Annotated in this window: 23 protein-coding genes; 6 read left to right on the top strand and 17 right to left on the bottom strand. The window is 65.9% G+C overall.

Annotated elements, in window-relative coordinates; genetic code table 11:
• The first annotated feature begins 241 nt into the window (after window positions 1–241).
• The 5 genes from XH93_RS35560 to XH93_RS35540 all read left to right on the top strand — a co-directional run bounded on the left by XH93_RS35560 (window position 242) and on the right by XH93_RS35540 (window position 5,740).
• Entirely contained in the window at window positions 242–1,192 is a 951-nt protein-coding gene (locus XH93_RS35560; RefSeq protein ID WP_194471048.1) for an ABC transporter permease, read from the top strand.
• A complete protein-coding gene (locus XH93_RS35555) occupies window positions 1,189–2,085 on the top strand; it encodes an ABC transporter permease (RefSeq protein ID WP_194471047.1) in 897 nt (298 codons plus the stop codon). The genes XH93_RS35560 and XH93_RS35555 overlap by 4 nt, the downstream gene beginning before the upstream one ends.
• Before the next feature lie 2 nt (window positions 2,086–2,087).
• Window positions 2,088–3,098, top strand: coding sequence for an ABC transporter ATP-binding protein (locus tag XH93_RS35550; protein WP_194471046.1), 1,011 nt, complete (start codon window positions 2,088–2,090; stop codon window positions 3,096–3,098).
• A 2-nt stretch (window positions 3,099–3,100) separates the two neighbouring features.
• Entirely contained in the window at window positions 3,101–4,129 is a 1,029-nt protein-coding gene (locus XH93_RS35545; RefSeq protein WP_371815134.1) for an ABC transporter ATP-binding protein, read from the top strand.
• 114 nt (window positions 4,130–4,243) lie between these two features.
• The gene (locus tag XH93_RS35540) at window positions 4,244–5,740 is read left to right on the top strand and encodes an ABC transporter substrate-binding protein (RefSeq protein WP_194471044.1); all 1,497 of its coding nucleotides are present in this window, start codon (window positions 4,244–4,246) and stop codon (window positions 5,738–5,740) included.
• A gap of 475 nt (window positions 5,741–6,215) precedes the next feature.
• On the opposite strand, the gene bla is transcribed toward XH93_RS35540, so the two are convergent.
• Window positions 6,216–7,115, bottom strand: coding sequence for a class A beta-lactamase (gene bla, locus XH93_RS35535; RefSeq protein WP_194471043.1), 900 nt, complete (start codon window positions 7,113–7,115; stop codon window positions 6,216–6,218).
• A 100-nt stretch (window positions 7,116–7,215) separates the two neighbouring features.
• Between bla and XH93_RS35530 the strand changes: the two genes are divergently transcribed.
• Entirely contained in the window at window positions 7,216–8,184 is a 969-nt protein-coding gene (locus XH93_RS35530) for a LysR family transcriptional regulator (RefSeq protein ID WP_194471042.1), read from the top strand.
• Window positions 8,185–8,627: 443 nt separating this feature from the next.
• Here XH93_RS35530 and XH93_RS35525 read toward each other — a convergent pair whose 3' ends face one another.
• The 16 genes from XH93_RS35525 to XH93_RS35450 all read right to left on the bottom strand — a co-directional run bounded on the left by XH93_RS35525 (window position 8,628) and on the right by XH93_RS35450 (window position 25,709).
• A complete protein-coding gene (locus XH93_RS35525) occupies window positions 8,628–9,596 on the bottom strand; it encodes an ABC transporter ATP-binding protein (RefSeq protein WP_194471041.1) in 969 nt (322 codons plus the stop codon).
• Window positions 9,593–10,573 (bottom strand): ABC transporter ATP-binding protein, encoded by a 981-nt coding sequence (locus XH93_RS35520; RefSeq protein ID WP_194475448.1) that lies wholly within the window; start codon window positions 10,571–10,573, stop codon window positions 9,593–9,595. Before XH93_RS35520 ends, XH93_RS35525 begins: the two co-directional genes overlap by 4 nt.
• Window positions 10,570–11,493 (bottom strand): ABC transporter permease, encoded by a 924-nt coding sequence (locus XH93_RS35515; RefSeq protein WP_139482150.1) that lies wholly within the window; start codon window positions 11,491–11,493, stop codon window positions 10,570–10,572. The genes XH93_RS35520 and XH93_RS35515 overlap by 4 nt, the downstream gene beginning before the upstream one ends.
• Complete coding sequence (locus XH93_RS35510; protein ID WP_139859519.1) at window positions 11,459–12,418, bottom strand: ABC transporter permease; 960 nt, start codon at window positions 12,416–12,418, stop codon at window positions 11,459–11,461. The genes XH93_RS35515 and XH93_RS35510 overlap by 35 nt, the downstream gene beginning before the upstream one ends.
• A 260-nt stretch (window positions 12,419–12,678) precedes the next feature.
• Entirely contained in the window at window positions 12,679–14,469 is a 1,791-nt protein-coding gene (locus XH93_RS35505) for a peptide ABC transporter substrate-binding protein (protein WP_139482148.1), read from the bottom strand.
• Between the two features lie 314 nt (window positions 14,470–14,783).
• Window positions 14,784–16,202, bottom strand: coding sequence for a M20 family metallopeptidase (locus tag XH93_RS35500; RefSeq protein WP_194471040.1), 1,419 nt, complete (start codon window positions 16,200–16,202; stop codon window positions 14,784–14,786).
• 303 nt (window positions 16,203–16,505) lie between these two features.
• A complete protein-coding gene (locus XH93_RS35495) occupies window positions 16,506–17,597 on the bottom strand; it encodes a mandelate racemase/muconate lactonizing enzyme family protein (protein ID WP_194471039.1) in 1,092 nt (363 codons plus the stop codon).
• Between the two features lie 115 nt (window positions 17,598–17,712).
• Window positions 17,713–18,240 carry a hypothetical protein gene (locus XH93_RS35490; RefSeq protein WP_194471038.1) on the bottom strand — a complete coding sequence of 176 codons (528 nt, stop codon included), beginning with the start codon at window positions 18,238–18,240 and terminating at the stop codon, window positions 17,713–17,715.
• A 68-nt stretch (window positions 18,241–18,308) separates the two neighbouring features.
• Window positions 18,309–18,944 carry an HD domain-containing protein gene (locus XH93_RS35485; protein WP_194471037.1) on the bottom strand — a complete coding sequence of 212 codons (636 nt, stop codon included), beginning with the start codon at window positions 18,942–18,944 and terminating at the stop codon, window positions 18,309–18,311.
• Between the two features lie 168 nt (window positions 18,945–19,112).
• Window positions 19,113–19,325 (bottom strand): hypothetical protein, encoded by a 213-nt coding sequence (locus XH93_RS35480; RefSeq protein WP_194471036.1) that lies wholly within the window; start codon window positions 19,323–19,325, stop codon window positions 19,113–19,115.
• 370 nt (window positions 19,326–19,695) lie between these two features.
• Entirely contained in the window at window positions 19,696–20,322 is a 627-nt protein-coding gene (locus XH93_RS35475; protein WP_194471035.1) for an FMN-dependent NADH-azoreductase, read from the bottom strand.
• A 13-nt stretch (window positions 20,323–20,335) separates the two neighbouring features.
• Window positions 20,336–21,907 carry an isochorismatase family protein gene (locus tag XH93_RS35470; RefSeq protein ID WP_194471034.1) on the bottom strand — a complete coding sequence of 524 codons (1,572 nt, stop codon included), beginning with the start codon at window positions 21,905–21,907 and terminating at the stop codon, window positions 20,336–20,338.
• An 18-nt stretch (window positions 21,908–21,925) separates the two neighbouring features.
• Complete coding sequence (locus XH93_RS35465) at window positions 21,926–22,774, bottom strand: MBL fold metallo-hydrolase (protein WP_194471033.1); 849 nt, start codon at window positions 22,772–22,774, stop codon at window positions 21,926–21,928.
• A gap of 51 nt (window positions 22,775–22,825) precedes the next feature.
• The gene (locus XH93_RS35460) at window positions 22,826–23,716 is read right to left on the bottom strand and encodes an amidohydrolase (RefSeq protein ID WP_194471032.1); all 891 of its coding nucleotides are present in this window, start codon (window positions 23,714–23,716) and stop codon (window positions 22,826–22,828) included.
• The gene (locus XH93_RS35455) at window positions 23,713–24,831 is read right to left on the bottom strand and encodes a VWA domain-containing protein (RefSeq protein ID WP_194471031.1); all 1,119 of its coding nucleotides are present in this window, start codon (window positions 24,829–24,831) and stop codon (window positions 23,713–23,715) included. Before XH93_RS35455 ends, XH93_RS35460 begins: the two co-directional genes overlap by 4 nt.
• Window positions 24,828–25,709: a MoxR family ATPase gene (locus tag XH93_RS35450; RefSeq protein ID WP_194471030.1), complete on the bottom strand. Its 882-nt coding sequence runs from the start codon at window positions 25,707–25,709 to the stop codon at window positions 24,828–24,830. The genes XH93_RS35455 and XH93_RS35450 overlap by 4 nt, the downstream gene beginning before the upstream one ends.

Here is a 25,709-nt window from a genome sequence, read left to right as displayed (position 1 = left end):
ACAAGGGATATTGAATCTTGATTGAATCGGTTCGGCCGCGAACTCGGTTCACCTCTCCCCAGCGGGGAGAGGTCGATTTGCGCAGCAAATCGGGTGAGGGGGTGCCGCTCCGACGAGAGACCGCAACCCCTCACCCGGAATTCAAGCTGCGCTTGAATTCCGACCTCTCCCAAGGGAGAGGTGAACTTCCGCTGCCGCTCAGGCTCGACTCAATCTCATTCGGCACTAGAACGCGGAGCGCATGAGCGTCTTCCTGCTACGGCGGATTTTGACCCTGGTGGCGACGTTGTTCGCCGCCTCGGTGATCATTTTCCTCGTGCTGGACGCGCTGCCCGGCAATGCCGCGCAGATGCTGATGGGCGCCGATGCCTCGCCCGATGCGGTGCGCGCGCTCACCGTCAAGCTCGGGCTCGACCAGCCGCTCACCGTTCGCTATCTGCTCTGGATCAAGGGCATGGCGTCCGGCGATCTCGGCAACAGCTATGTCTACGGCACCCCGGTGGCCGGCCTGATCGCCGAGCGCCTGGTGCTGACCATTCCGCTCGCGATCATGTCGATGCTGATCACGGTGGTGCTGGCGCTCACCGCCGGGATCTACACCGCCGCCAACCACAACAGGCTCGGCGACGTCGGCGTGATGTCGCTGACGCAAGTCGGCATCGCGCTGCCGAACTTCTGGTTCGCGATCCTGTTGATCCTGCTGTTCGCGGTGAAGCTGCAGCTGCTCGCCGCCGGCGGCTTTGCCGGCTGGGACGATGGCATCTGGCCCGGTATCAAGTCGCTGCTGCTGCCCGCAATCTCGCTCGCCGTGGTGCAGGCCGCGATCCTCGCCCGCGTCACCCGCTCGGCCGTGCTCGAAGTGCTGCGCGAAGACTTCGTGCGCACGGCGCGCGCAAAAGGGCTCGGCAAGCGCGAGGTACTGTGGCGCCACGTGCTGCGCAACGCCATGATCCCGGTCATGACCGTGATGGGCCTGCAGTTTGCCAATCTGCTCGCAGGCACCATCGTGATCGAGAACGTGTTCTATCTGCCTGGCCTCGGCCGGCTGATCTTCCAGTCGATTGCCAATCGCGACCTGATCGTGGTGCGTAACTGCGTGATGCTGCTGGCGGCGATGGTGGTCGTCGTCAATTTCGTGGTCGATGTGCTCTATGCCTTCATCGATCCGCGCATCAAGGTGGCCAATCTGTGAGCGCGCCGCTGACCATTCCCGCCGATGCGCCGCCGCTCACGCCCGGCGCGCGGCCGGCAACCGGCTTCTGGCGGCGCGCGCTGCGCCATCGCAGCTTCGTGCTTGGCGCAGCGCTGAGCCTGCTGGTGCTCGGCTCGGCGCTGCTGTCGCTGCTGTGGACGCCGTGGTCGGCCTACGACATCGATGTGGCCTCAAAACTGCGGCCGCCCTCGGCCGCGCACTGGCTCGGCACCGACGTGCTCGGCCGCGACATCGTCTCGCTGCTCCTGGTCGGCGCACGCTCCACCATCATGGTCGGCGTCATCGCCGTCGGCATCGGCCTCACCTTCGGCGTCTGTCTCGGCCTGATCGCGGCGGCCCGAAAAGGCTGGACCGAAGAGCTCATCATGCGCCTCAGCGACTTCACCTTCGCCTTTCCCGCCGTGCTGTCCGCGATCATGCTCGCCGCCGTGGCAGGTCCTGGCATGCTGACCTCGATCACTGCGATCGGCATTTTTCAGATCCCGACCTTCGTCCGCGTCACCCGCGGCTCGGCCAACGCGATCTGGGCCCGCGAATTCGTGCTCGCCGCGCGCGCCGCCGGCAAGGGCACGTTCCGCATCACCATCGAGCACGTGCTGCCGAACATCCTGTCGATCCTGATCGTGCAGGCCACCATCCAGTTCGCGCTCGCGATCCTCGCCGAGGCGGCGCTGTCCTATCTCGGCCTCGGCACCCAGCCGCCGCAGCCGTCCTGGGGCCGGATGCTGAACGACGCGCAGACACTGCTGTTCCAGTCGCCGATGCTCGCAGTCTATCCGGGCGCGGCGATCGCGATTGCCGTGCTCGGCCTCAATCTGCTCGGCGACGGCCTGCGCGATCTGCTCGATCCGCGGCTGGCACGGGAGCGCTGAGCATGAACGGCTCAGCAAACGCTCCACTGATCGAGGTGAAGGACCTCGGCGTCCGTCTCAACACCAGCCGCGGCCCGGCGCAGGCCGTGCGCGGCGTCAGCTTTTCGCTTCGCCGCGGCGAGACGCTCGGGCTGGTCGGCGAATCCGGATGCGGCAAGTCGGTCACCGCGCTGGCGCTGATGGGCCTGCTGCCCGACAGCGCCGTCGTCAGCGGCAGCATCCGGCTGGAGGGCAGCGAGCTGGTCGGACTATCAGATGCGAATTACTGCAAGCTGCGCGGCAACCGCATCAGCATGATCTTTCAGGAGCCGATGACCGCGCTCAATCCGATGCACACGATCGGGCGGCAGGTCGCGGAGCCGCTGCGCCGGCACACCGGCTGCTCGGCGGGGGAGGCGCGCAAGCAGGCGATTGCCTTGCTCGACCGTGTCGGCCTGCCCGATGCGGCGAGGCGCGTCGATGCCTATCCGCACCAGTTCTCCGGCGGCCAGCGCCAGCGCATCACGATCGCGATGGCGCTGGCCTGCCAGCCCGATGTGCTGATCGCCGACGAGCCGACCACTGCGCTCGACGTTACCATCCAGGGCCAGATCCTCGATCTGATCGCCGATCTGGTCGAGGAGCGCGGCATGTCGATGATCCTGATCTCGCATGATCTCGGCGTCATCGCCGAGAACGTGCAGCGCATGATGGTGATGTATGGCGGCACCGTCGTCGAAAGCGGCGAGACCAATGCCGTGTTCACGCGGATGGGCCATCCCTATACGCAGGGCCTGTTCCGCGCCCGCCCGAAGCTTGGCGCGCGCAAGGGGACGCGGCTGACGACCATCGCCGGCACCGTGCCGGAGCTCGCCGACCTGCCGGCCGGCTGCACCTTCGCCGACCGCTGCGGCATCGTCGTGGAGCGCTGCCGCGCAGCACTGCCTCCTGCCGTCGATGTCGGCGCCGGCCATGGCGTGCGCTGCATCAGGACCGACGTCTCGATGGCATCAGCTCCGAGGGCCGGCGCATGACCATGCTCGACCAGGCTCCGTCCGCGTGCGAGACGCCGCTGCTCGAGGTGAAGGATCTCGCGCAACGTTACACGATGCCGCGCGAAAGTCTCTTCAAGCCGCCTGCGCAGGTGAACGCGCTCAATGGCGTCACGGCGCAGGTGAAGGCGGGCAGGAGCCTTGGCGTCGTCGGCGAGTCCGGCTCGGGCAAATCGACCTTCGCACGGCTGGTGATGGCGCTGGAGCGGCCGTCGTCGGGATCGGTCTCGCTGCTCGGGCGCGACCTCAATCAGCTGCCCTCGGATGAATTGCGCCGCGCCCGGCGCGATTTCCAGATGGTGTTCCAGGATCCCTATGGCTCGCTCGATCCGCGGCAGACCATTGCGCGGATCGTCGCCGAGCCGTTGACCGCGCTGGGGCGGATCGAGCGCAGCGCCCTGCGCGAGCGCGTCGCCACGGTGCTGCGCCAGGTGGGCTTGCGCGATGCCGACATGGACAAGTTTCCGCACGAATTCTCCGGCGGCCAGCGCCAGCGCATTGCGATCGCGCGTGCCTTGATCACCCAGCCGAAACTGATCGTCGCCGACGAGCCGGTGTCCGCGCTCGACGTCTCCGTGCAGGCCCAGGTGCTCAATTTGATGCAGGACCTGCAGGACCAGTTCGCCCTGAGCTACATCCTGATCAGCCATGACCTCGCGGTGGTCGACCTGCTCTGCGACGAAATCGCGGTGATGTATCTCGGCCGTATCGTCGAGCAGGGGCGGCCGGAGGATCTGTTCGCGCACAGCGCTCATCCCTATACGCGCGCATTGCTGGATGCGGTGCCGCGCGCCCGTGCCTCGGGGGTGCGCCGTCGCCGGGGCGCCCAACCGATCGCCTCGCAATCGTCGGCCGGGGCAGGGTGCCCCTATGCGCCGCGCTGCCCGCTGGCCGATCAGCATTGTCGCGAGACCGCGCCTGCGCTACGCAGCGTCGGGCCGGCCCATCTCGCCGCCTGCCACCACGCCGAAGCCGTGATGGCGCTGCCGCCAGCGGTGGCCGAGGCGGGTTAGCGTTCCGTGCTGGATTGGCGCTTGAATTTCGCATGATCTTTTTCGGAAAACCGCTTCGCACTTTTCCGGATCATGCTTTAGGCTAACAAAGAACACGTCCGGGGGAACGAACACATGCTGAAGAAACTATCCATTGCCGCCGTCGCCGCCGCCTTTGCCATGGCGCCGCTGCCGAGCCTTGCGCAGTCCAAGAAGGACAGCGTCGTGATGGGCATGACGCTGGAGCCGCCGGGACTCGATCCGACCAACGCGGCGGCTGCGGCGATCGCCGAGGTGACGCTCTACAACATCTACGAGACGCTGACCAAGATCAACGAGGACGGCTCGGTGTCGCCGCTGCTCGCCGAGAGCTGGCAGGCCTCGCCGGATCTGAAGACCTACACCTTCAAGCTCCGCAAGGGTGTCAAATTCCACAACGGCGAGCCGTTCGATTCCGCGGCGGTGAAATTCTCCTACGAGCGCAACGCGGCGCCGACCTCGACCAACAAGGACAAGAGCCTGTACCAGGCGTTCGAGTCGGTCACCGCGCCCGATGCCGAGACCATCGTGGTGAAGCTGAAATACTCCGAGCCGAACCTGCCGTTCCTGATCGGGCAGGCGTCGGGCTCGATCGTCGAGCCGAAGAGCGCGCCGACAGATGTGACGCAGCCAGTCGGCACCGGGCCGTATACGCTCGGCGCCTGGGCCAAGGGCTCCTCGATCACGCTGACGAAGTGGCCGGAGTATCGCAACGCCGCCGCGATCAAGCTCTCCAAGGTGACGATCCGTTTCATCGGCGATCCCGCCGCGCAGGTCGCCGCATTGCTGTCGGGCGACGTCGACGCGTTCCCGCGCGTGGCCGCGGCGCGCAGCCTGGCGCAGTTCAAGGCCGATCCGCGCTTCACCGTGATGGTCGGCGGCTCCAAGGCGAAGACCATCGTCGGCATCAACGAGCGCAAGAAGCCGCTTGATGACGTCCGGGTCCGCCGCGCCATCCTCGCCGCGATCGACCGCAAGGCGATGATCGACGGCGCCGTCGACGGTTTCGGCACGCCGATCGGCAGCTTCTACACGCCGGGCTCGCTCGGCTATGTCGATACCACCGGCATCAACCCCTACGATCCCGAGAAGGCCAAGAAGCTGCTGGCCGAGGCCGGCGTCACCACGCCGCTCGAGCTGAGCCTGAAACTGCCGCCGCCGCCCTATGCGCGGCAGGGCGGCGAGATCCTCGCGGCGCAGCTCGCCAAGATCGGCATCACCGCCAAGATCGAGAACGTCGAGTGGGCGCAGTGGCTGTCGCAGGTGTTTGCCGGCAATGGCCCGCACAATTTCGACCTCACCATCGTCTCGCATGTCGAGCCGTTCGATCTCGTCAAGCTGACCGAGCCGGACTACTATCTCGGCTACAACAACGAGGCGTTCAACGCGCTCTACAAGCAGATCATGTCGACACCGGACGAAGCTGGCCGCGCCAAACTGCTCGGCGACGCCCAGCGCATGCTGGCCACCGACGCCGTCGCCGGCTTCCTGTTCCAGCCGCAATGGATCACCATCTCGGCCAAGAAGCTGAAGGGCGTCTGGAAGGAAGTCCCGCAGTTCGAGAACGACTTTTCGGCGTGGTCGTGGGAGTAGTTGACTAATCTCTATTCACGTCATTGCGAGCGAAGCGAAGCAATCCATTGTCACCGCGTATGCGGACGAATGGATTGCTTCGTCGCGGAGCCTGTCATCGGGCGCGCGTTCGCGCGACCCGTTAGCGCCTCGCAATGACGGGGATAGTCCCGTCATCCTGAGGTGCGAGCCCTTGCGAGCCTCGAAGGATCGACGGCCACCAGCCGGGCCGATTCATCCTTCGAGGCTCGCCGAAGAGGCTCGCACCTCAGGATGACGGTGATGGTTTACTCAGCTTGTTCGGTGTCATCACCCGCGCATGCGGGTGATCCAGTATTCCAGAGACAGTAGTGCTTGAGCCGATAGGCCGCGGCGTACTGGGTCGCCCGGTCCATGTGCGCAATTGCGCACAGGCCGGGCGACGACAACGGTGGATGAGGACAAAGCCTCACATCCTCTCAGGATGACGGGTAAAGCGAGCTCATGACTGGGCAAACTACCCGCTCTGCCCCGCACTCGCCCCAGCCACCGCCCGCGCCACGCTCGCGATCGCCTCGTTGCACTTGTCCGCCGGCGCAGTGGCGCCGGTCAGATACACCGTCACCACGATCGGCTTGCGTCCGGGCGGCCAGAACACGCCGACGTCGTTGTAGGTGCCGCGCTCGCCGGTGCCGGTCTTGTCGCCGACCCGCCAGTCTGCGGGGACCCCGGCGCGCAGCCGCGCATCGCCGGTCTTGTTGGCGACCATCCAGTCGGTCAGCGTCTTGCGTGAAGTGGCCGACAGCGCGTCGCCGAGCAGCACGCGCTGCAAATTCTTCAGCATCGCGGTCGGGCTGGTGGTGTCGCGCGGATCGCCGGGCACGGCCTCGTTCAGCGCCAGCTCCCAGCGGTCGAGCCGGCTGACATTGTCGCCGATCGCGCGGAACAAGCTGGTCAGGCCTTCCGGCCCGCCGATCTCGCGGAGGATCATGTTGCCCGCGGTGTTGTCGCTCCGCGTGATGGCGGCCTCGCAAAGCTCGGCCAGCGTCATGCCCGATGCGACGTGCTCCTTGGTGACCGGGGAATTGGCCAAGATATCCTTGGCCTCGAATCGAACGCGCTGATCGAGGCTGGATTCGCCGCGGTCGACCCGGCGCAGCACGGCGGCCGAGGCCAGCGCCTTGAAGGTGCTGCACATCGGGAAGCGTTCGTCGCCGCGCAGGCTGGCGCGCAGTCCGCTCTCGGTGTCGAGCGCGGCGACGCCGAGCCGGCCGCCGGTACCCTGCTCGATGCGAGAAAACGCCTGCTGCAGGCGCTGCGTCAGCTCGTCGCGGTCCGCCGCCGCGCTTTGCCTCGGCAGCGCGCAGGCGATCGCAAGGCCCAGCGTGCGCGTTCCAAATGTCCGTCTCGTCAGCATGTCCGATTCTCCGTTGGCGGCGCGAACCTGCCGGGCGGCGTGACGATCGACAAACAATCATTTATACAACGAGGCATGAGGAAAACTTGGTCATGATCCCGTGCGCCGCTATCTGCCGCTGAACGCGTTGCGCGCCTTCGAGGCCTCGGCGCGACTGCTCAGCTTCACCCGCGCCGGGATGGAGCTGCGCGTGACGCAGACCGCGATCAGCCATCAGGTCAAGCAGCTCGAGGACACGCTGGGCGCGTCTCTGTTTCGCCGCCTGCCGCGCGGGCTGGTGCTCACCGACGAGGGCCTCGCGTTGTTGCCCGTGCTCACCGACGCGCTCGATCGGATCGGCGCGGCGATCGACCGCATCGAGGCCAAGGGCACAAGCGAGGTCGTCACCGTCGGCTGCGTCGCGACCTTTGCCACCGGCTGGCTGCTGCAGCGGATCGACCGCTTCAAGCGCGCGCATCCCTATATCGATCTGCGGCTGCTCACCAACAACAACCGCGTCGACATCGCCGGCGACGGGCTCGATCTCGCGCTGCGCTTCGGCGACGGCTCCTGGCACGGCACCGAGGCGATCCACCTGCTGTCCGCGCCGCTGTCGCCGGTGTGCCGCCCCGACATCGCCGAGCGGCTGCGCAAGCCGTCCGACCTCGCGCAGGAATTTCTGCTGCGCTCCTACCGCGCCGAGGAATGGCCGCTGTGGTTTGCAGTTGCCGGCGCCCCGTGCCCGAAAATCCAGGGGCCGATCTTCGACAGTTCGGTCGCGATGGCCCAAGCCGCCGCGCGCGGCGTCGGCGTCGGCCTCGTGCCGGTCGCGATGTTCCGGAACGAGCTCGTCACGGGCCGGCTGGCCCGGCCGTTCGCGGCCGAAGTGCCGGCCGGGTCGTACTGGCTGAGCTGGCTGAAGTCGAAGGACACGACGCCAGGCATGCGCGCCTTCCGCGACTGGCTGCTTGAGACGTTGCGGACGGATGCAAGTGAGGCGGAGGAGGCGGGGGCCGCGCCTGCTCCGCGGCTGAAATCGAAAGCCAAGGCAAAGGGCAAGATGAAGGTCGCAAGGAAGCGGCGGCGTTAGTCCAAGCGTCTTCGAGCCCACCCCGTCATCCTGAGGTGCGAGCCTTGCGGCGCAATTGCGCCGCTGGGCGAGCCTCGAAGGATGCACGGCCCCGATGTCTCAATACATTCGTGGAAAAAGCCGGGCCGTCGACCCTTCGAGGGCCGCTGAAGAAGCGGCCGCCTCAGGGTGACGGTGAGGGAATAAGCCCCCGTACCCCGGATGCAGCGAAGCGAAATCCGGGGTCAGCATCCGCGGCAAGATTCCCGGATTGCGCTGCGCTGCATCCGGGCTACGAGCTCTCGTGATTTCGGGATTTTAGAAGGATAATGGTGAGTTGCCCGACGTGTCAAGTGCCCGGTCGGACGCCGGCCGCCGCCTGCCGGCTACTTTGCATGGGGTTGTTTTTTCGATATTTGGCGGCGCGCCCGGCGACGTGAGCCCGCGGAAGTGGCGTTGGTCGGCTACGCCAGATGACACGCCACAAAATGCCCGTTGCTGCCCTCCCGCAGTTCCGGCGAGGTCTGCTTGCAGCGCTCCTCGGCGATCGGGCATCGGGTGTGGAAGTGGCAGCCCCTGGGCGGGTTCATCGGGCTCGGCACGTCGCCCTTGAGGCGGATGCGCTCGCGCTTGGCCTTCGGGTCCGGCACCGGCACCGCCGAGAGCAGCGCGCGGGTGTAGGGATGCTGCGGGTTGCGGTAGAGGTCGCTTGCCTTGGCGAGCTCGACGATGCGGCCGAGATACATCACCGCGACGCGGTCGGAAATGTGCTCGACGACAGAGAGATCGTGGGCGACGAACAGATAGGTCAGGTTCAGCTCGGCCTGCAGGTCCTCCAAGAGGTTGATCACCTGGGCCTGGATCGAGACGTCGAGCGCCGACACCGGCTCGTCGCAGACGATCAGCTTCGGCTCCAATGTCAGCGCGCGGGCGATCGCGATGCGCTGGCGCTGGCCGCCGGAGAATTCATGCGGATAGCGGAGCATGTGCTCGGCCTTCAGCCCGACCTTGACCAGGAGGCTCGCGACCCGCTCCTCGCGTTCGCTGGCTGAGGTGACGGTGCCATGGATGATGAAGGGCTCGGCGAGGATCGCGCCGACCGTCATGCGCGGGTTGAGCGAGGCGAACGGATCCTGGAACACGAGCTGCATGTTGCGCCGCATGGCGCGCAGATCACCGCCGCCGAGGCCCATCACGCTCTGGCCGTCGAACACCACTTCACCCGAGGTCGGCTCGATCAGCCGCAGCACGCAGCGGCCGGTGGTCGACTTGCCGCAGCCGGATTCGCCGACCAGCCCCAGCGTCTCGCCGCGGCCAACCGTGAACGAGACGCCGTCGACCGCATAGACCTGGCCGATCTCGCGCGACAGCAGGCCGCCCAGTACCGGAAAGTGCTTCTTCAGATTGCTGACGCGCAGCAGCGGCTCGCTCATGACGCGTCTCCGAGGTGGCAGGCCATGCGGTGGCCGGGCGCGATCTCGCGCAGCCGCGGCTCCCGCTCGGTGCAGATGCTCATGGCGTATTTGCAGCGCGGCGCAAAGCGGCAGCCTGGTGTCGGGTTGATCAGGATCGGCACCGAGCCGCCGATCGCCTCCAGCCGCGTCTTGTGCGCGGCGTCGAGATCGATGCGCGGGATCGAGCGGATCAAGCCCTGGGTGTAGGGATGCCGCGGGTTGCCGAACAATTCGTCGACCGGCGCTTCCTCCACCACCTTGCCGGCATACATCACGACGACGCGCTGCGCGGTCTCGGCGACCACGCCCATCGCGTGCGTGATCAGCATCACCGCCATGCCGAAGCGGTCCTTCATGTCCTGCAGCAGGTCGAGGATCTGCGCCTGGATGGTGACGTCGAGCGCGGTGGTCGGCTCGTCCGCGATCACCAGCTTGGGCCGGCAGGCCAGCGCCATCGCGATCATCACGCGCTGGCGCATGCCGCCGGAGAACTGGTGCGGATAGTGATGGACGCGGCCCGCGGCATTGGGGATCTGCACCAGCTTCAGCATGTCGATGGTGCGCTCAAGCGCCTGCTTCTTGGTCACCGCCTCGTGGCGGCGCAGGCTCTCGGCGATCTGCTCGCCGATCGTCAGCACCGGGTTGAGCGAGGTCATCGGCTCCTGGAAGATGAACCCGATCTCCTTGGCGCGGATTTCGTCGAGTTCGTGAGAGGTCAGCGGCACCAGGTCGCGGCCCTCGAACATGATCTCGCCGGCGACGATCTTGCCCGGCGGCATCGCGATCAGTTTCAGGATCGACATCGCGGTGACGGTCTTGCCGCAGCCGGATTCGCCGACCACGCACAGCGTCTCGCCGCGGTTGATGCTGATATCGACGCCGTCGACCGCCTGCAGGATACCGGCGTCGGTGGTGAAATGGGTTTTCAGGCCCTTGATGTCGAGCAGCGCCATCAGATCACCTTGCGCGCGTCGAGCGCGTCGCGCAGCCCGTCGCCGATGAAGTTGATGGCGACCACCGCGATGAAGATCGCCCCGCCGGGAAACAGCGCCCAGTGCGGGCCGATGTCGAGAAAATCCTTGGCGTCATAGAGGATGCGGCCCCAGGTCGGCGTGTCCGGCGGGAAGCCGAGGCCGAGGAACGACAGCGTCGATTCCGCGATGATCGCAGCCGCAACGTCGATGGTGCCGGCGATGATCACCGGCCCCAGCGCATTGGGCAGGATATGGCGCACTACCTGCCGCACCGGGCTGGCGCCGAGCGCGCGCGCGGCCTCGACGAACTCCTTCTCGCGCAGCGACAGGAACTGGGCGCGCACCAGCCGCGCCACCGGCATCCAGCGCAGCCCGCCGATCACAAGCACGATCAGGATGAAGATGCCGCCCTCCGGGCCGAACACCGCCTTCAGCCCGTCGCGGAACAGATAGATCAGCATCAACAGCAGCGGCAGCTGCGGCAGCGACAGGAACAAATCGGTCAGCCACATCAGCGCGTAGCCGAGCGCCCCGCGCGACATGCCGGCGAGCGCGCCGATCAGGGTGCCGACGAACACCGAGACCAGCATCGCGGCAAGCCCGACCGCGAGCGAGATGCGGCCGCCATAGATCATACGGGCCAAAATATCCTGGCCGAGATCGTCGGTGCCGAACGGATGCGCCAGCGACGGCCCCTGCAGGCCGGCGACGACGTCCATGTCGCTGATCGAGACGCGCCAGACGAACGGGCCGAGCACGACGGCTGCGATCAACAGCAGCAGCAGCACGGCGCTGACCACGGCCGGCCGATGCCGGCGGTAGCGCCGCCAGGTCTCGCGCCAGGGCGAGTAGCCGCGCCGCTGCGGTTCAGCGGAAGGAGATGCGAGGGTCAAGCCAGCCATAGAGCACGTCTGCAATCAGGTTGAACAGCACCACGAGACACGCGAAGACGAAGGTCACGGCCATCACGACCGGCGTGTCATTGGCGAGGATGGAAGAGATCAGGAGCGAGCCGATCCCGGGAATCCGGAAGATCTGCTCGGTGACGATGGCGCCGCCGAACACCGCGGGCATCTGCAGCGCGATCAGCGTGACCACCGGGATCATCGCGTTGCGCATCACATGCTTGACGATCACCTTGGCCTGGCCGAGCCCCTTGGCGCGGGCGGTGGTGACATAGTCGAGGCGGATCACGTCGAGCATCGCCGAACGGACGAAGCGGGTCATCGAGGCCGCCTGGAACAGGCCGAGCACCATCACCGGCATGATCGCCTGGCGGATCATCTCCAGCACCCAGGGAATGCCGGTGGCCTTGATGTCGGTCGAATAGACGAACGGCAGCCAGTCGAGCTTCACCGAGAAGATCAGGATGAACAGGATGCCGGTGAAGAAGGTCGGCAGCGAGAAGCCGATGAAGGCGAAGGTGTTGGCGATCTGGTCGAAGATCGAATAGGGCCGGGTCGCGGCATAGACGCCGACCGGAATGGCGATCGCCAGCGCCAAAAGCTGCGCCGAGCCGATCACGTAGAGCGTGGTCGGCAGCCGCTGCAGGATCAGCGTGTCGACATTCATGCGGCTGACGAAGGAAAATCCCCAGTCGCCCTGCGCCATCGCCGCGAGCCAGTGCAGATAGCGGAGATAGATCGGGTCGTCGAGGCCGAACTTGGCGCGCAGCGCCGCCTGCACCTCGGGCGGCACGTTGGGATTGGTCGCGAGCTCGCCGAACGGATCGCCCGGCGCGAGCGCCAGCACGATGAACAGCACGAGCGAGATCCCGAGCAGGCTCGGGATCGCGATCATCAGGCGACGCAGGACATACTGACTCATGGGATTATCGGACTAACGCTCGTACGCAGCTTCGAATGAACAGGCAACTCGGGCTTCACCTCGCCCGGCTCGCGGGGAGAGGTCGGAATTCAAGCAGAGCTTGAATTCCGGGTGAGGGGGATTCTCCACGAACTCAGCTTCCACCGCATTCGCGGATAAAGCCCCTCACCCCAACCCTCTCCCCGTAAGAACGGGGAGAGGGAGAAGCACTTCTGGGAGAAGCAGTTTCCAAAGGAAGCAATTTCCGGGCCGGTCACGGCTCAGGCTTCCCGGTACCAGTCCTGCAGATTGTCGGTCTGGTTGGCCCAGCCGGAGAGCGCCGGCCGCAGCGAGTTGGTGCAGGCCTCTACCGCGGCGCGATGCATCACCGGGATCACCACCGTGTCCTGCCACATCAGGTCGTTGCTCTTGACGTAGAGGTCGGCCCGCTTGATCGGATCGGTCTCGGTATCCGCCGCATCGACCGCGGCGTCGAAATCCTTGTTGACCCAGCGCGGGAAGTTGCGGCCCTGCCACTTGTTGTCCTTGGTGGCGACCTCGCGCGAGTGATAGCGGCGCATATGCAGCGCCGGATCGGGCTGCGTCATCGGGATCTGGAACATCTCGATGTCGGCGTAGAACTTCGCGTAGGTGTCGGGATTGGCGACGTCGGAGGAGAAGAACACCGAGGCCACCACCGATTTCAGCTCGACGTCGATGCCGGCCTTCTGGCAGGCCTGCTTGACGATCGCCTGGGTCTTCTGGCGCGGGCCGTTGATCGAGGTCTGGTACAGCAGCTTGAGCTTCTTGCCGTCCTTCTCGCGGATGCCGTCGCCGCCGATCTTCCAGCCGGCTTCGTCGAGCAGCGCGCTGGCCTTCTCGATCGAGAATTCCCATTTGGTGTTCTTGGAGACGAATTCTTCCGGACCATTGAGATAGTTGGACGTGGTGCGGCCGGCGCGGCCGTAGATCACCTTCTTGACGGACTCGCGGTCGACCAGCAGCGCCAAGGCCTTGCGCACGCGGGCGTCGGACAGGATCGGATGCTTGGTCTTCATCGAGGAACGCTCGCCGTCGACCTCGGTGTTCGGATCGGTGAAGTTGAGGGCGATGAACTCGATATCGCCGCCGACGGCGTAGAGCGTCTTGCCCTTGCCACCCTTCTCGAGCCGCAGCAGCACCTCGTCCTCGACCTGGATGTTCCAGGCGAAATCATATTCGCCGGTCTGGATCACCGCGCGCGCCGCCGAGACCGCGTCGCCGCCGCCCTTCATCTCGATGGTGTCGAAATGGGGCCGGTTTGCCATGTGGTAGTCGGGATTGATCTCGCCGCGGATCAGGTCGCCCGGCTTGAACTCGACGAACTTGTAGGGCCCGGTGCCGACCGGCTTCAGATTGTTCGGCGCCTCGCGCGACTTGCCGCCCTTGTACTCCGCGAACAGGTGTTTTGGGATGATGCAGCCATAGGCGCCGACAAAGGCATTGGCCCAGAATGGGGTTGGCTGCTTGAAGGTGATGCGAATGGTGAGATCGTCGACCTTCTCGACGGTCATGTCGGCGTAGGTGCCGCTCGAGACCGCCGCGGTGGCGGGATCGGTGGCGTATTCCCAGTTGAAGACCAGGTCGTCGGCTGTAACCGGTTTGCCGTCGTGCCACTTGACGCCGGGCTTCAATTTCCAGACCACCGATTTGGCGTCGGCGGAGAGCCCGCCGTTCTGGATCGAGGGGATTTCCGCGGCAAGGATCGGGTTGAGATGACCGTCGGCGTCCCAGCTCGCGAGCGGCTCGTAGAAGATGCGCGAGCCGTCCTGGTCCTTGGTGCCGGTGGCGAAATGCGGGTTGAGCAGGGTCGCGCCCTGCCACCACAGCAGTTTCAGCGGACCGCCGCCGCCGCGCTTGGTCGGCTTGTAGGGATTGGGGCTCTGCGCCATCGCGACGCCGCCGATGGCGAGAATCTGGTTGGCCATCGGCGCCGTGAGGCCGACGGCGATCATCCGCTGCACGAAGGCACGGCGGTTCATCCGGCCGTCCTTCACGTCGTCGATCATGGTTCGCAGGTCTTTGTCGAACATAGTCCCCTCGTCCGGTTCCGGTTATTGCGGCTGGCCACGACAAGCGGGCCGCCGGGTATTTGGCGGCAGGATGGCACACCGAATGACCGCGAAGGTCAACGTCTCCAGCGCCACAGGTCCTAGGTCTTTTGGCTATCGCTTGGGCAGAATCTTTCGCGACCGCACACGGCTTCGGCAATTGGGCGCCAAAGTCCGTCCCACCGCGCCTCGGACTTGCGGAAAATTTGTTCGTTATCCTTTGTTCCGAGGCGGTTTTTTCTCTCGCGCCCGGGCCTCGCCAGGAGCGGCGGGCCGGGCGCGGCAAAACTGCGGCGTTACGCCACCGACATCGTCAACGGCGGTGCAACATGCGCCGGCAACGGGCTGACATAGGGGGTGCGGGCGGTCCGCCTGGTCAGGTCGGCCTTGGCGGCCTCGATCAGCTTGGGATCCAGCAATGCCCTGACGCCGAGCCCGGCCATCGCCTTCGCGGCCTGCACCATGGCCTTGTGCGCGGCCGGGGTCTTGCCTTGCGCCACCACCTGCCAGGTGTGGAACGGGGTGCCGATCGCAACCGTCGGTGCATGGACCTGCACCGTCGGCACCACCCAGCTGACGTCGCCGACGTCGGTCGAGCCGATCAGCGGATTGCGCTTGGCGTCGATTGGCACCAGGAAGTCGGCGAGCGGCCGGTCGGTCGGCTCCATGCCGATCGCGTAATACACTGATGCGATGTCCTTGTCGGTCAGGGTCGCGCGGATCTTGCCGGCAAAATCCTTGTCGGCATCGTCGAAATGCGGCGGGCCGAGCTCCTCCATGATGCGGTGCAGCTCCTGCTCCAGCGGCGCGTTGGGCAGGATGTTGGAGACCGCGGAGATGATCTTCATCTCGACCTTGGTCTCGGTCATCAGCGCCGCGCCCTGTGCGATCTTGTGCACGCGCTCGACCAGTTCGTTCATGCCGGGCAGGTCGCGGGCGCGGATCGAATAGCGCACCCTGGCATGGGCCTGCACCACGTTGGGCGCGATCCCGCCGGTGTCGAGCAGCGCGTAGTGCACGCGCGCGTCGCTCGGCATGTGCTCGCGCATGTAGTTGACGCCGACATTCATCAATTCCACCGCGTCGAGCGCGCTGCGGCCGAGATGCGGCGAGGCCGAGGCGTGCGAGGTGCGCCCGGTGAAGCTGAAATCGGCGCGGGTGTTGGCGAGCGAGGGCGTCACCGCGACTTCCCAGAAGCTGTGCGGATGCCAGGTGATGGCGATGTCGGCGTCCGCGAACGCGCCGGAGCGGACCATGAACGCCTTGGCCGCGCCGCCTTCCTCGGCGGGGCAGCCGTAATAGCGCACGCGGCCCGGCACCTTGTTCTCGGCGAGCCAGTCCTTCACCGCGGTGGCGGCGAGCAGTGCCGAGGAGCCGAGCAGATTGTGCCCGCAGCCATGGCCATGGCCGCCGCTCTCGACCGGGCGATGCTCGGCGACACCGGCCTCCTGGCTGAGGCCGGGCAGGGCATCGTATTCGCCCATGAAGGCGATCACAGGGCCGCCTTCGCCCCATTCGCCGATCACCGCGGTCGGAATCCCGGCGACGTTTTCCGTGATGCGAAAGCCCTGATGGCGCAGCTCGGCCAGATGTTCGGCGCATGAGCGCGCTTCGGTGTAGCAGACCTCGGGCATCGCCCACACGCGGTCGCTCAGCTCGATGAATCGCGGCTTGATGGTGTCGACGCCGCGCCAAACATCACTACGGTTATCCATTTGCTCCGGTCCTTGCAAGGCAATCTGAAGCGCGGGACGCTAGCAGCTTGGCATCAACGCGCCTAGCACTTAGCGGCAGGGCAGCATTCCCGCAGCGCCACATCTGGAAACATCTTGAGATCCGGTCGGTGCCGCAGCACTAGTCCACCTCTCCCCTTGGGAGAGGTCGGCGCGCAGCGCCCGGTGAGGGGCTACGGTCTCTCGTTGGAGCTGCGGCCCCTCACCCGATTTGCTGCGCAAATCGACCTCTCCCCGTCGGGGAGAGGTGAACGGAATGCGCGGACAAATCGATGCACTACAAACTCAGCGCGCGCTGAGCTTGTCCAACCCCTTCCAGTCGAACGCGACGCCGTGCCCATGGCGATCCGGCGCGATCGCCATGCCCTGATCCAGCACCAGCGGATGTTCGATATAGCGGTCGAGCCCAAAACCGTGCGCCTCGAGATAGGAGCGGTTCGGGCAGGCCGCCAACAGATGCACGGTGATATCGTGCGCGCCATGGCTGGTCACGGGGATGTTGAACGCCTCGGCGAGGCGGGCGATTTTCATGAAGCTGGTGACGCCGCCGCAATTGGTGACATCGGGCTCGGCATAGGACAGCGCGCCGCCGGCGATGTACGGCTTGAACTCCCACAGGCTGCGCAGATTTTCGCCGGCCGCGATCGGCACGCCGCCCGCCTTGAGGATGCGCGCATGGCCTTCGACATCGTCGGGAATGGTCGGCTCCTCCAGCCAGGTCAGGTCGAACGGCTGCAGCGCGCGCGCGGCGCGGATCGCCTCCTCGACGGTCCACTTCATGTTGGCATCCGCCATCAGCGGAAACTCGTCGCCGAGATGGCCGCGCATCGCCTTGACGCGCGCCACGTCGGCCGCGAGGCTGGGGCGGCCGACCTTCATCTTGATGGCGCGAAATCCCTTGCCGAGGTTGTCGTCGGTCTGCTTGAGCAGCCCGTCCAGCGGCAGATCGAGATCGATGCCGCCGGCATAGCAGGGCACGCGGCGATCGAAGCCGCCGAGCAGCCGCCACAGCGGCAACGATGCGCGCCGCGCCTTCAGGTCCCACAGCGCGATGTCGAGCGCCGAGAGCGCCAGCACCGCCGGCCCGCCGCGGCCGCCATAGTGCAGCGCCCACCATACGCGGTGCCAGAGCTGCTCGGTGTCGTCGGCTTCCATCTCAAGCGCGACCTCGCCGATTTCGCGGCTCAGAATATCCGCGACGGCGCCGCCGTTGCGGCCGACCGTGTAGGTGTAGCCGGTTCCCACGGCACCGTCGGCATCGCGGGCACGGATCGTGATCAGCTCGAACGCCGTGATCTCGCCATGCGTGCTATCGCTCAGCACCACCGGAAGCGGGATTTTGTAGAAGCCGATCGTGAAGTCCTTGAGGATGGCCATGTCGGGACTCCCGTTCAGCGTGATGGCATGCGCGCCGCGCACGATCCCAAAAGCCGCGGCCGGCCGCAACCAGCAGCGGCTGAATGCCTGCCTTGAGCGGTCAGCCTGCCTTCCGCTATGAAGTGTTTTGCGAGGGCGTGGCGTATCTCCGGATTATGCCTCGCCGATATTGAAGGATAAGAAGTCCGCTAGCAGCCACGACGGCTAGATGGTTTGCAATCGACAGCCAGCGGCGGCTGCCATCATAGATCGAGCCCGAATATTCCTTCCAATGCCACGGGAAGGTTTTGACCATCGGCAAGCTCAATTGCATCTGTTTGTTGAGGACGGCCGGCCCCAGATCGACCAGATCGGGGAAGATCGCTCCCAGAAAGCAGGTCAGCAATATCCATCGCGCTTCCTTACGCGCGAGGACCCAAACACCGGAGAACAGGATCAGGCTGACAACGACGTCAGCGATGGAGCGGAGGGGATATTGATGTGGAAGCCAATCAAGCAGGCCATGTGAGAGCACGCCCGCGGTGAACCCGGCGACCAGCACGGCAATATTGCTGGTCGAATTAAGCGGTTCCTTCTCTTTGACCCGGCTCGACAGGGCGGCGGCGGTGGCCACGCTAACCAGGGTATGAAAAACAACGTTCATGGTTGAATGAGAACATGCCTTGCGCAACCTCATTCATAACAGATGATCTGAGCAATGTCGTCCGGCGCCTAGCTCCGCCACGGCGTATTGCGGATTCGCGTGCAGGCGTTGGGCTTGTGGAATGTGTGGTCGTGCTCCTGGATGAAGTCGAAGTTGACCGTGCCGAACGTGGTCTGCGGTTTCTTCAGTGCCGAGCAGGTTTGAACCTGGATGAACTCATTCTTGAAATCGCCGCGGGGAAAGGCGGCGATGACCTGATCGCGCTGCTCCGGCGTGTAGTCGTCGTAGCCGATCCCGACGACATCGACCAGCACGCCCGCATTGGTGAGCGCGATTTCCGGCCGCATGTATTGCGGGATGCCGGGCGTGGTGTGCAGGGCGATCGCTTCCCACACCAGGTCCGCTTGCGGCTCGGGGATGCCGTGGCTCCTGAGAAAGGCGCGCGCCGCGTCGGCGCCGTCGACTTCAAAGCGCTTTGTTTCGGTATGGAAGGCGTCGGCGAGGCCGAGGTCATGAAACAGCGCTGCGACATAGAGCAGCTCGGCGTCGAACTTCAGCTTTTGCCGGATGCCTTTCAGCGCGCCGAACGCGAACACCCGAACCGAGTGGTTGAACAGCATCTCGGATTCGTGCTGCCGCACCAGCTCGGCGGCCTCGCGGGCGATCTTGCTGTCGGGGATCACGATGCCGGAAATCTCGGCCATTGCAGTGCTCCTGGTCTTCGCGCGTGCGCTAGACGCGGCCGACAGCTTCGCGTTCGATGCGCTGGCTGTGGATCGTCGTCGACCAAGATAAAATCGCGAACCTTGAACGGAAGTGCCTTGCGCGATGAATATCCTGCAGCAAGGTATTGAGGCCGATGCAGATCGCGCTCAGTCGGGCTCGCGCGGCCTGCTGCGCGCGAGGCTTTTCAGCTCGCGGTCGATGATGGTGCAGACCCTCCGCTGCGCCAGCAGATCAAGCCGCGCACGGGTGGTGCCGCGCTTGATCTTGCCGTTGATTTCGAATGACCAGCTCCAGAGATCCGGTTCGATGTTGGTGACCGTGTACTGGATGTCCCGATGGCGATCGATCAGCTTCTTCATGCCGTTTCTTCTTGTTGGCTGAACGCTGCATAGCCAGATCGGGAACCCGCCTGTATCCGGACGACTACTTACGCAATTGGTCTAACGTCCGGTGCCGCGTGACGGAATTTTGCGGGACGACACCGAGCAAGGTGTTTGACATGTGAATCGGGGGCGCTCTTCTCTGCCCGTCATCCTGAGAGCTTGTTAAGCTTTGTCCTCATCTACCGTTGTCATCGCCCGGCTTGACCGGGCGATCCAGTACGCCGCGGCCCCTCGCTTCTATCACCGGCGTCTCTGGAATACTGGATCACCCGGTCAAGCCGGGTGATGACACCGAGCAAGTTGAGCAAACCCCTGATCAGGGTGACGGGACTGACAGTGGCGTTCGTCAAAATCTTGCCGCCATCTCCGCCAGTCTGCGGTGCGCGGCCTCGCGCGCGGCGCGGATCGGCTCGGTGGGGCCGGTGGTCGGGCCGATCGGCACGAAGCGCACGTCGCTGATGCCGATGAAGCGCAATGCCTCGCGCAGATAGGGCGTCGCCATGTCGATGCGGCCGCGGTTCATGCCGGTGACGAAGTCGCTGCCGCTGGCGACGATCACGACGGTCGGCCGGTCCTTGAGCAGCGGCAGGTAGCCGGTCGCGGGATCGAAGCGGAAGGTCAGGCCGGGCTGGATGATGACGTCGAGCCACTGCTTGAGCTTGTAGGGTATAGAAAAATTCCACATCGGCGTCGAGATCAGCACGCGATCGGCCAGCGACAGCCGCAACGCGAGGCGCTCGGCGACGGCGAAGGCGTCGCGCTGCGAGTTGGTAAAGGGCTTGCCGCCGAGCCGGGAATATTTGGCCTCCAGCAGATAGCCCTCGAAATCCGGCAGCGGCTCGCGCCACAGGTTCATCGCATCGATCTCCCAGTCCGGGCGCGCCGTGCGAAAAGCCTCGACGAAAACCCGCGCGCCATCGGCCGATTCCGACTCAGTGCGCGGAGAACAGGCGAGGTGAAGCAGCTTTGGCACCACCGCAGCCCCTTCAGCCGAGCGCCTTGATCACGGTGTCGGCGTTGGTCACGACCGAGACGTTCTGGAGCGCAAAATTGATCGCCGCGTTGTGCCAATCGGCGTTCATGGTCGAGCAGCAGTCCTCCGGCACGATCATGAAGAAACCCTTGTCGGCGCCGGTGCGCGCGGTGTGCTCGACCGACATGTTGGTCCAGGCGCCGGTGTTGATGATCATGTCGCGGCCGGTGGCCTTCAAAATCGTCTCCAGCCGGGTGCCTTCCCAGGCGCTCATCCGCATCTTCTCGACCACGAAGTCGCCCGGACGCGGCTCGAGGCCGGAGACTGGCGCTGCGCCCCAGCTGCCGCGCACCATCGCCTTGCTGTCGACCAGCCCCTCGAACAACGGCGCATTCAAGGTGACGCCGGGCGCGCCGGGTTCGACGACGAACCAGACGTGGATGATGGCGACGCCGCGAGCGCGCGCCGCCTCCGCAACGCGACGGACGTTTTCGATCACATGCTGCTGGCGGGCATGGGTGGGCGCGCCGGAGTCCGCGAACGCGCCGCCATCCATGATGACGTCGTTCTGCATGTCCTGGATGATCATCGCGCAGCGCTGCGGATCTATCCGCATCTCGCCGGTAGCGAGGTTCGGCACCGGTGTCGGAGAGGCGGCGCCCGCGCCGCCGGGCTTGCCGCTCATATAAGGCTCGTGGCGTGGCCCGACTTTGGTCGGGATCGCATAGACCGAATGGGTCGCGGTCAGATAGAGCGTGCGGAAATCAGGTCCGCCCCAGGCGAGGTTGGCGACCAGCTCCGGCAGGCGGACTTTTCCGAGCAGATTGCCGGCGGGCGAATAGACCCAGACGCCGCCGGGCGCGGTGACCCAGACATTGCCGCGCTGGTCGCATTTCATGCCGTCAGGCAGGCCGGGCTCGAGCTCGGAGCGGATGCCGGAGGCGAACACCCGCGGATTGGCGAGTGCGCCGTCGGGAGTCACGTCGAAGGCACGGACCAGCGCCTGCACGGTGTCGTTGACATAGAGGATGCGCTCGTCGGGCGAGAAGCACAGCCCGTTCGGCTGATCGAACAAATAGCGGTCGACGAGGAGCTGCGGCGCGCCGCCGCCTGATGGCACGCGGTAGACGCCCTGAAAGCCGAGCTGGCGCGGCCGCTCGACGCCATAGACCGGCATCCGGCCATACCAGGGATCGGAAAAATAGATCGCGCCCGAGGAGTGCACGCAGACGTCGTTGGGGCTGTTGAGCTCCTGGTTGTCGTAATGCGAGGCCAGTACCTCGCGCCGTCCGTCCGGCCGCTCGCGGATCAGCGACGACGTCGCGTGCTCGCAGACGATCAGATTGAGGTCGGCATCATAGGTCATGCCGTTGCATTTGTTCGAGGGGCGGCGGACTTCGACCACGCCGCGCCGCGCGTCCCAGCGACGGCGCACGTCGCCGGGCATGTCGGAGAACAGCAGGAAGTGTTCGAGCGGATGCCAGATCGGTCCTTCCGTGAACTCAAAGCCGGTGCCGACCTGGCCGACCGGCGCGTAGGGGTCGATCAAGTCCTCGAACTCGCTGCGCAGCGTGACATGCGTCATCGCGTCGATCCTTTACGCTTACGCCGGAAACCAGCTGCGTTGCGGCAGGCTCTGCACCACCGGCCCGGGCACCTGGTCGTGCAGCCGTCCCACCACCATGCCGCCCTCGATCTTGGCCGGGCGATCGTGCACCGGCAGCAGATAGCGCGAGCTAGCGAGCAGCTTCTTGATCGCGGCCTTCTCCGCCCGCTTGCTGGTGCCGTGGTTGCCGGTGGTGCGTGGCTCGGCGTCGTGGATTTCGTTGAAGGGATTTACGATCTGGTCGTTGAAATCATAGATCACGTCGCCGCAGATCGTCGCTATGCCGTCGGCGGTGTGGACGTGGATGTTCATCGAGCCCTCGGTGTGGGCGTTGGCGGCGTCGCAATAGACGCCCGGCATCAGCTCGACCGGGCCGGTGATTTCGAGATCGAGGAAGCGCAGCGCGCTCTTGGTGTGCAGGCGGTCGATCAAATGCTTGATGTCGGGCGCCGGATATTGCGGATGCATCAGGCCGGAGACCGAATATTCCAGCTCCTTGCGGTTGAGCACGACCGTGGTGTTCATCGGGAACAGATCGTCCTTGCCGGCATGGTCGATGTGCAGATGGGTGTGGCAGACGAAGCGGACGTCGCCGATCCGCACGCCGTGGCGGGCGAGCTGGTTCTCGATCATGTTCTCGTGGAACTGGAGCCCGCGCATGCCGAGCGTCTCCATGATCTGGTTGGAGCGATAGCCGGTGTCGACCAGCACGGGATAGGGGCCGCCGAGGATCAGAAAGCCGAGCGTCAGCACGCGCTTGGTCCGGCCGCAATTGTGTCCCAGGACGAGGAAGCTCGATTCCAGTTCGATATCGCCATAGTCCAGGATCTTGATCTCCAACGGCATCCCATTCCTCCCAATTCATGTTCGTTGCTTGTGTCTGTGTTCGCAGCGCGCTTACGGCCCCAACCGATAGACCCGCGCCGCCGTGGTGCTGAAGATTGCTTCGCGCTGCGCAGGCGTGAGCCGCGCAGCCGCCGCCTTGAAGGCGTCGATGAGGTCGCGATAGCTGGTCCACAGCTTCTCGATCGGAAAGTTCGAGCCGAACAGGCAGCGCTCCGCGCCGAAGATCGCAACGGTGTCGGTCACGACATCGGCGATGTGGGCCGGATCGTTGCGATGGATGAAGGTGCCGAGCCCGGAGAGTTTTGAGACCACGTTCGGACACTGCGCGAGCCGGGCCATTCCGGCGCGCCAGGCGACGCGGCCCTGCGGCGACAGATCCTCCAGCATGCCGGCATGCTGCAGGATGAAGGTGACGCCGGGGCAGGCCTCGGCCAGGCCGGCGGCCTCGGTCATCTGCGGCGCGAACACCTGCAGATCAAAACTCCAGCCATAGTCCGCGAGGTGGCCGATATTGCGCCGGATGGTCGGATCCGCGGAGAGGTCGGGCCGCGCGGCGAAGCGATACAGCGGGTTGTCATGCCAGTGCAGTTGCATGCGCACCCCGCGCACCAGCGGATAGCGTTTCAGGCGATCGAGTTGTGGGCGGACGTCGTCGACGGAAAAATCGGCGTAGGCGACGAGCGCGTGTGGCCAGCCATGCGCGTCCGCGGTCTGCTGCACCCAGGCCGCCTCGTCCTCGAACCGGCCGGTCGGCCAGTTGGTTTGGACATAGACCGAGCGGGTGACGCCGGTATTCTTGAGGTCGTCGAGATACTCTTGAATCGGATAATCGCGGCGGATCGGCTCATAGGGGCCGAAGATGCGCGGCTGCATCGGGCCGGACAGCCAGGCGAGATCGGCCTGTCGCCAGATGTGGTGATGGCCGTCGACGATGTCGGTCACGCAGCTCTCCTTCGTCCGAGCGACAGCAGATGCGCGACAACAGACGCGCTCGATCCGCCGTCGACGAGATCATCGACAAAGCGCTGGATCGCGACCAGCGCCTCGGTTTGCGGCTTGAAGCTCGGCGAGGTCGCCAGCGGTGTCAGCCAGCTCACCCGCCAGGCCCGCCGCGACAGCTTTGCGACCGCATCGCGCAGCGCAGCCGGGTCGCCGCGCTCGAGGCCGTCGGACACGATCACGACCGCGGCGCCGCGGGCATAGCCGCCGAACCGCGGCACGGCCAGAAACGCCTGCAACGCGTCGCCGATCCGTGTGCCGCCGTCCCAGTCGCTGACCAGGAAAGACGCGGCGCTCAGCGCCTGCTCGCGGCGCTTCAGCCGCAGCGCGCCCGTGATGCGGGTCAATCGCGTGCCGAAGGTGAACACCTCGACATTGCCGGCCGACTGCATCAGCGCATGCGCCAGCTTCATGTTCTCCTCGGTGCGCGCCTTCATCGAGCCGGAGACGTCGATCAGCAGCAGCATTTTTCGCGCCCGCGGCCGGCGGCGCAGCCGCCCGAGCCGCAGCACCTCGCCGTCATTGCGGACGCTGTCGCGCAGGGTGCGGCGGAGGTCGGCGAACGGGCCGGAGCGCGCCCGCCGCCGCCGGTGGCCGCGCCGCCGCGGCAGCCGCCGTGCCGCCTCGCGCGACAATCGCCGCAGTGGATCGCTCATCGACGTCTGCGCGAAGCGGCGCTCGACCAGCGCCTCGGCGCGCGCGGCGGCGAGGCCGGATTCATTGGCCTCCTCAGTGAGCGGCGGCTCGTCGTCGCCGCGGCCCTCTTCCTGCAGGCGGACGGTCTCCTCGTCCTCGCCCTCGGCCTGCTCGATCGCCTCCGCGCCGCGGAAATGGATGTCGAACAGCCGGTCATAGGTCGCGCGGCGCTCCGGCGGCGGCGCCAAGGTCGCGAGCCCGGCCCGGCGAATGTGCCCGAGGCTCTGCGGCCCGAGCAGCTCGATCGCGGCGAGAAAACTCGTGGTCTGCTCCGGCGCGACCGAGAAGCCGTTGGCGCGCAGCAGCGCGACAAAGGAGACGAAGATTTGCGCGGCGCGCGGCAGCTTCAGATCGTCGCTCACGCGGCCGCCTCCGCGATGATGACGTCGAGCCGCGGCGAAATGAAATGCAGGTCCTCCTCATCCTTGAGCGCCACGCCGATCGAGCGCTTGAATGCGTCGGGCCAGCGCGCGCCGCCCTTGTTGAGCAGCGTCGCGGCCTCGGCCCAGTCGACGGCTTCGGCAATGCCCGGGGCCTTGCTCAGCGGCTCGCGGCGCAGACGGCCGACCGCGGCGACGACGGCCCGCGCCGTCGCTTCCGCGACGCTGGAGGCCCGCATCATCACGATTCGCGCCTCGCGCTCGGCGTTGGGGTAGTCGATCCAGTGGTAGACGCAACGCCGCCGCAGCGCCTCGTGCAGGTCGCGCGTCCGGTTGGAGGTCAGCACGACGACCGGATGCTCTGCGGCGCGCACCGTGCCGCGCTCGGGGATCGAGATCTGGAAGTCGGAGAGGAATTCGAGCAGGAAGGCCTCGAACTCCTGATCGGCGCGGTCGATTTCGTCGATCAAGAGCACCGTCGCATCGGGCGCGCGCAGCGCGGCGAGCATCGGGCGCTCGATCAGGAACGACTCGCCGTAGATGTCGATGCTCTCCTCGCCGGCCTGGCGGATCGCCAGCATCTGGCGCGGATAGTTCCACTCGTAGAGCGCGGCCGACGCGTCGATGCCTTCATAGCATTGCAGGCGAATCAGCCTGCGGCCGAGAACGGCGGCGATCGCTTTCGCGGCTTCGGTCTTGCCGACGCCGGGCGCGCCCTCGAGCAGCAGCGGCTTGCCGAGCGCGAGCGAGAGATAGGACGCGGTCGCGATGCCGTCGTCGGCGAGGTAATAGGCCGCGCGCAGCGCCTTCTCCAGCGCCTCCGGGCTGTCGATGCCGACGATGTTGCTGCGGACCGGCAT

This window comes from Bradyrhizobium sp. CCBAU 51753 (assembly GCF_015291565.1).
Lineage (GTDB): Bacteria > Pseudomonadota > Alphaproteobacteria > Rhizobiales > Xanthobacteraceae > Bradyrhizobium > Bradyrhizobium ivorense.
The sequence above is the reverse complement of the archived record's forward strand: the minus strand, read 5'-3'. Positions and strand labels throughout refer to the sequence as shown.

Bases quoted from the DNA above. Each gene is read 5' to 3' on its own strand.
- XH93_RS35465 (WP_194471033.1), bottom strand. From the start codon at position 22,774: ATGCCGTTGGAGATCAAGATCCTGGACTATGGCGATATCGAACTGGAA.
- XH93_RS35500 (WP_194471040.1), bottom strand. From the start codon at position 16,202: ATGGATAACCGTAGTGATGTTTGGCGCGGCGTCGACACCATCAAGCCG.
- XH93_RS35505 (WP_139482148.1), bottom strand. From the start codon at position 14,469: ATGTTCGACAAAGACCTGCGAACCATGATCGACGACGTGAAGGACGGC.
- XH93_RS35560 (WP_194471048.1), top strand. From the start codon at position 242: ATGAGCGTCTTCCTGCTACGGCGGATTTTGACCCTGGTGGCGACGTTG.
- XH93_RS35485 (WP_194471037.1), bottom strand. From the start codon at position 18,944: ATGGCCGAGATTTCCGGCATCGTGATCCCCGACAGCAAGATCGCCCGC.
- XH93_RS35540 (WP_194471044.1), top strand. From the start codon at position 4,244: ATGCTGAAGAAACTATCCATTGCCGCCGTCGCCGCCGCCTTTGCCATG.
- XH93_RS35510 (WP_139859519.1), bottom strand. From the start codon at position 12,418: ATGAGTCAGTATGTCCTGCGTCGCCTGATGATCGCGATCCCGAGCCTG.
- XH93_RS35490 (WP_194471038.1), bottom strand. From the start codon at position 18,240: ATGAACGTTGTTTTTCATACCCTGGTTAGCGTGGCCACCGCCGCCGCC.
- XH93_RS35545 (WP_371815134.1), top strand. From the start codon at position 3,101: ATGCTCGACCAGGCTCCGTCCGCGTGCGAGACGCCGCTGCTCGAGGTG.
- XH93_RS35470 (WP_194471034.1), bottom strand. From the start codon at position 21,907: ATGACGCATGTCACGCTGCGCAGCGAGTTCGAGGACTTGATCGACCCC.
- XH93_RS35525 (WP_194471041.1), bottom strand. From the start codon at position 9,596: ATGAGCGAGCCGCTGCTGCGCGTCAGCAATCTGAAGAAGCACTTTCCG.
- XH93_RS35550 (WP_194471046.1), top strand. From the start codon at position 2,088: ATGAACGGCTCAGCAAACGCTCCACTGATCGAGGTGAAGGACCTCGGC.
- XH93_RS35480 (WP_194471036.1), bottom strand. From the start codon at position 19,325: ATGAAGAAGCTGATCGATCGCCATCGGGACATCCAGTACACGGTCACC.
- XH93_RS35495 (WP_194471039.1), bottom strand. From the start codon at position 17,597: ATGGCCATCCTCAAGGACTTCACGATCGGCTTCTACAAAATCCCGCTT.
- bla (WP_194471043.1), bottom strand. From the start codon at position 7,115: ATGCTGACGAGACGGACATTTGGAACGCGCACGCTGGGCCTTGCGATC.
- XH93_RS35515 (WP_139482150.1), bottom strand. From the start codon at position 11,493: ATGGCTGGCTTGACCCTCGCATCTCCTTCCGCTGAACCGCAGCGGCGC.
- XH93_RS35450 (WP_194471030.1), bottom strand. From the start codon at position 25,709: ATGCCGGTCCGCAGCAACATCGTCGGCATCGACAGCCCGGAGGCGCTG.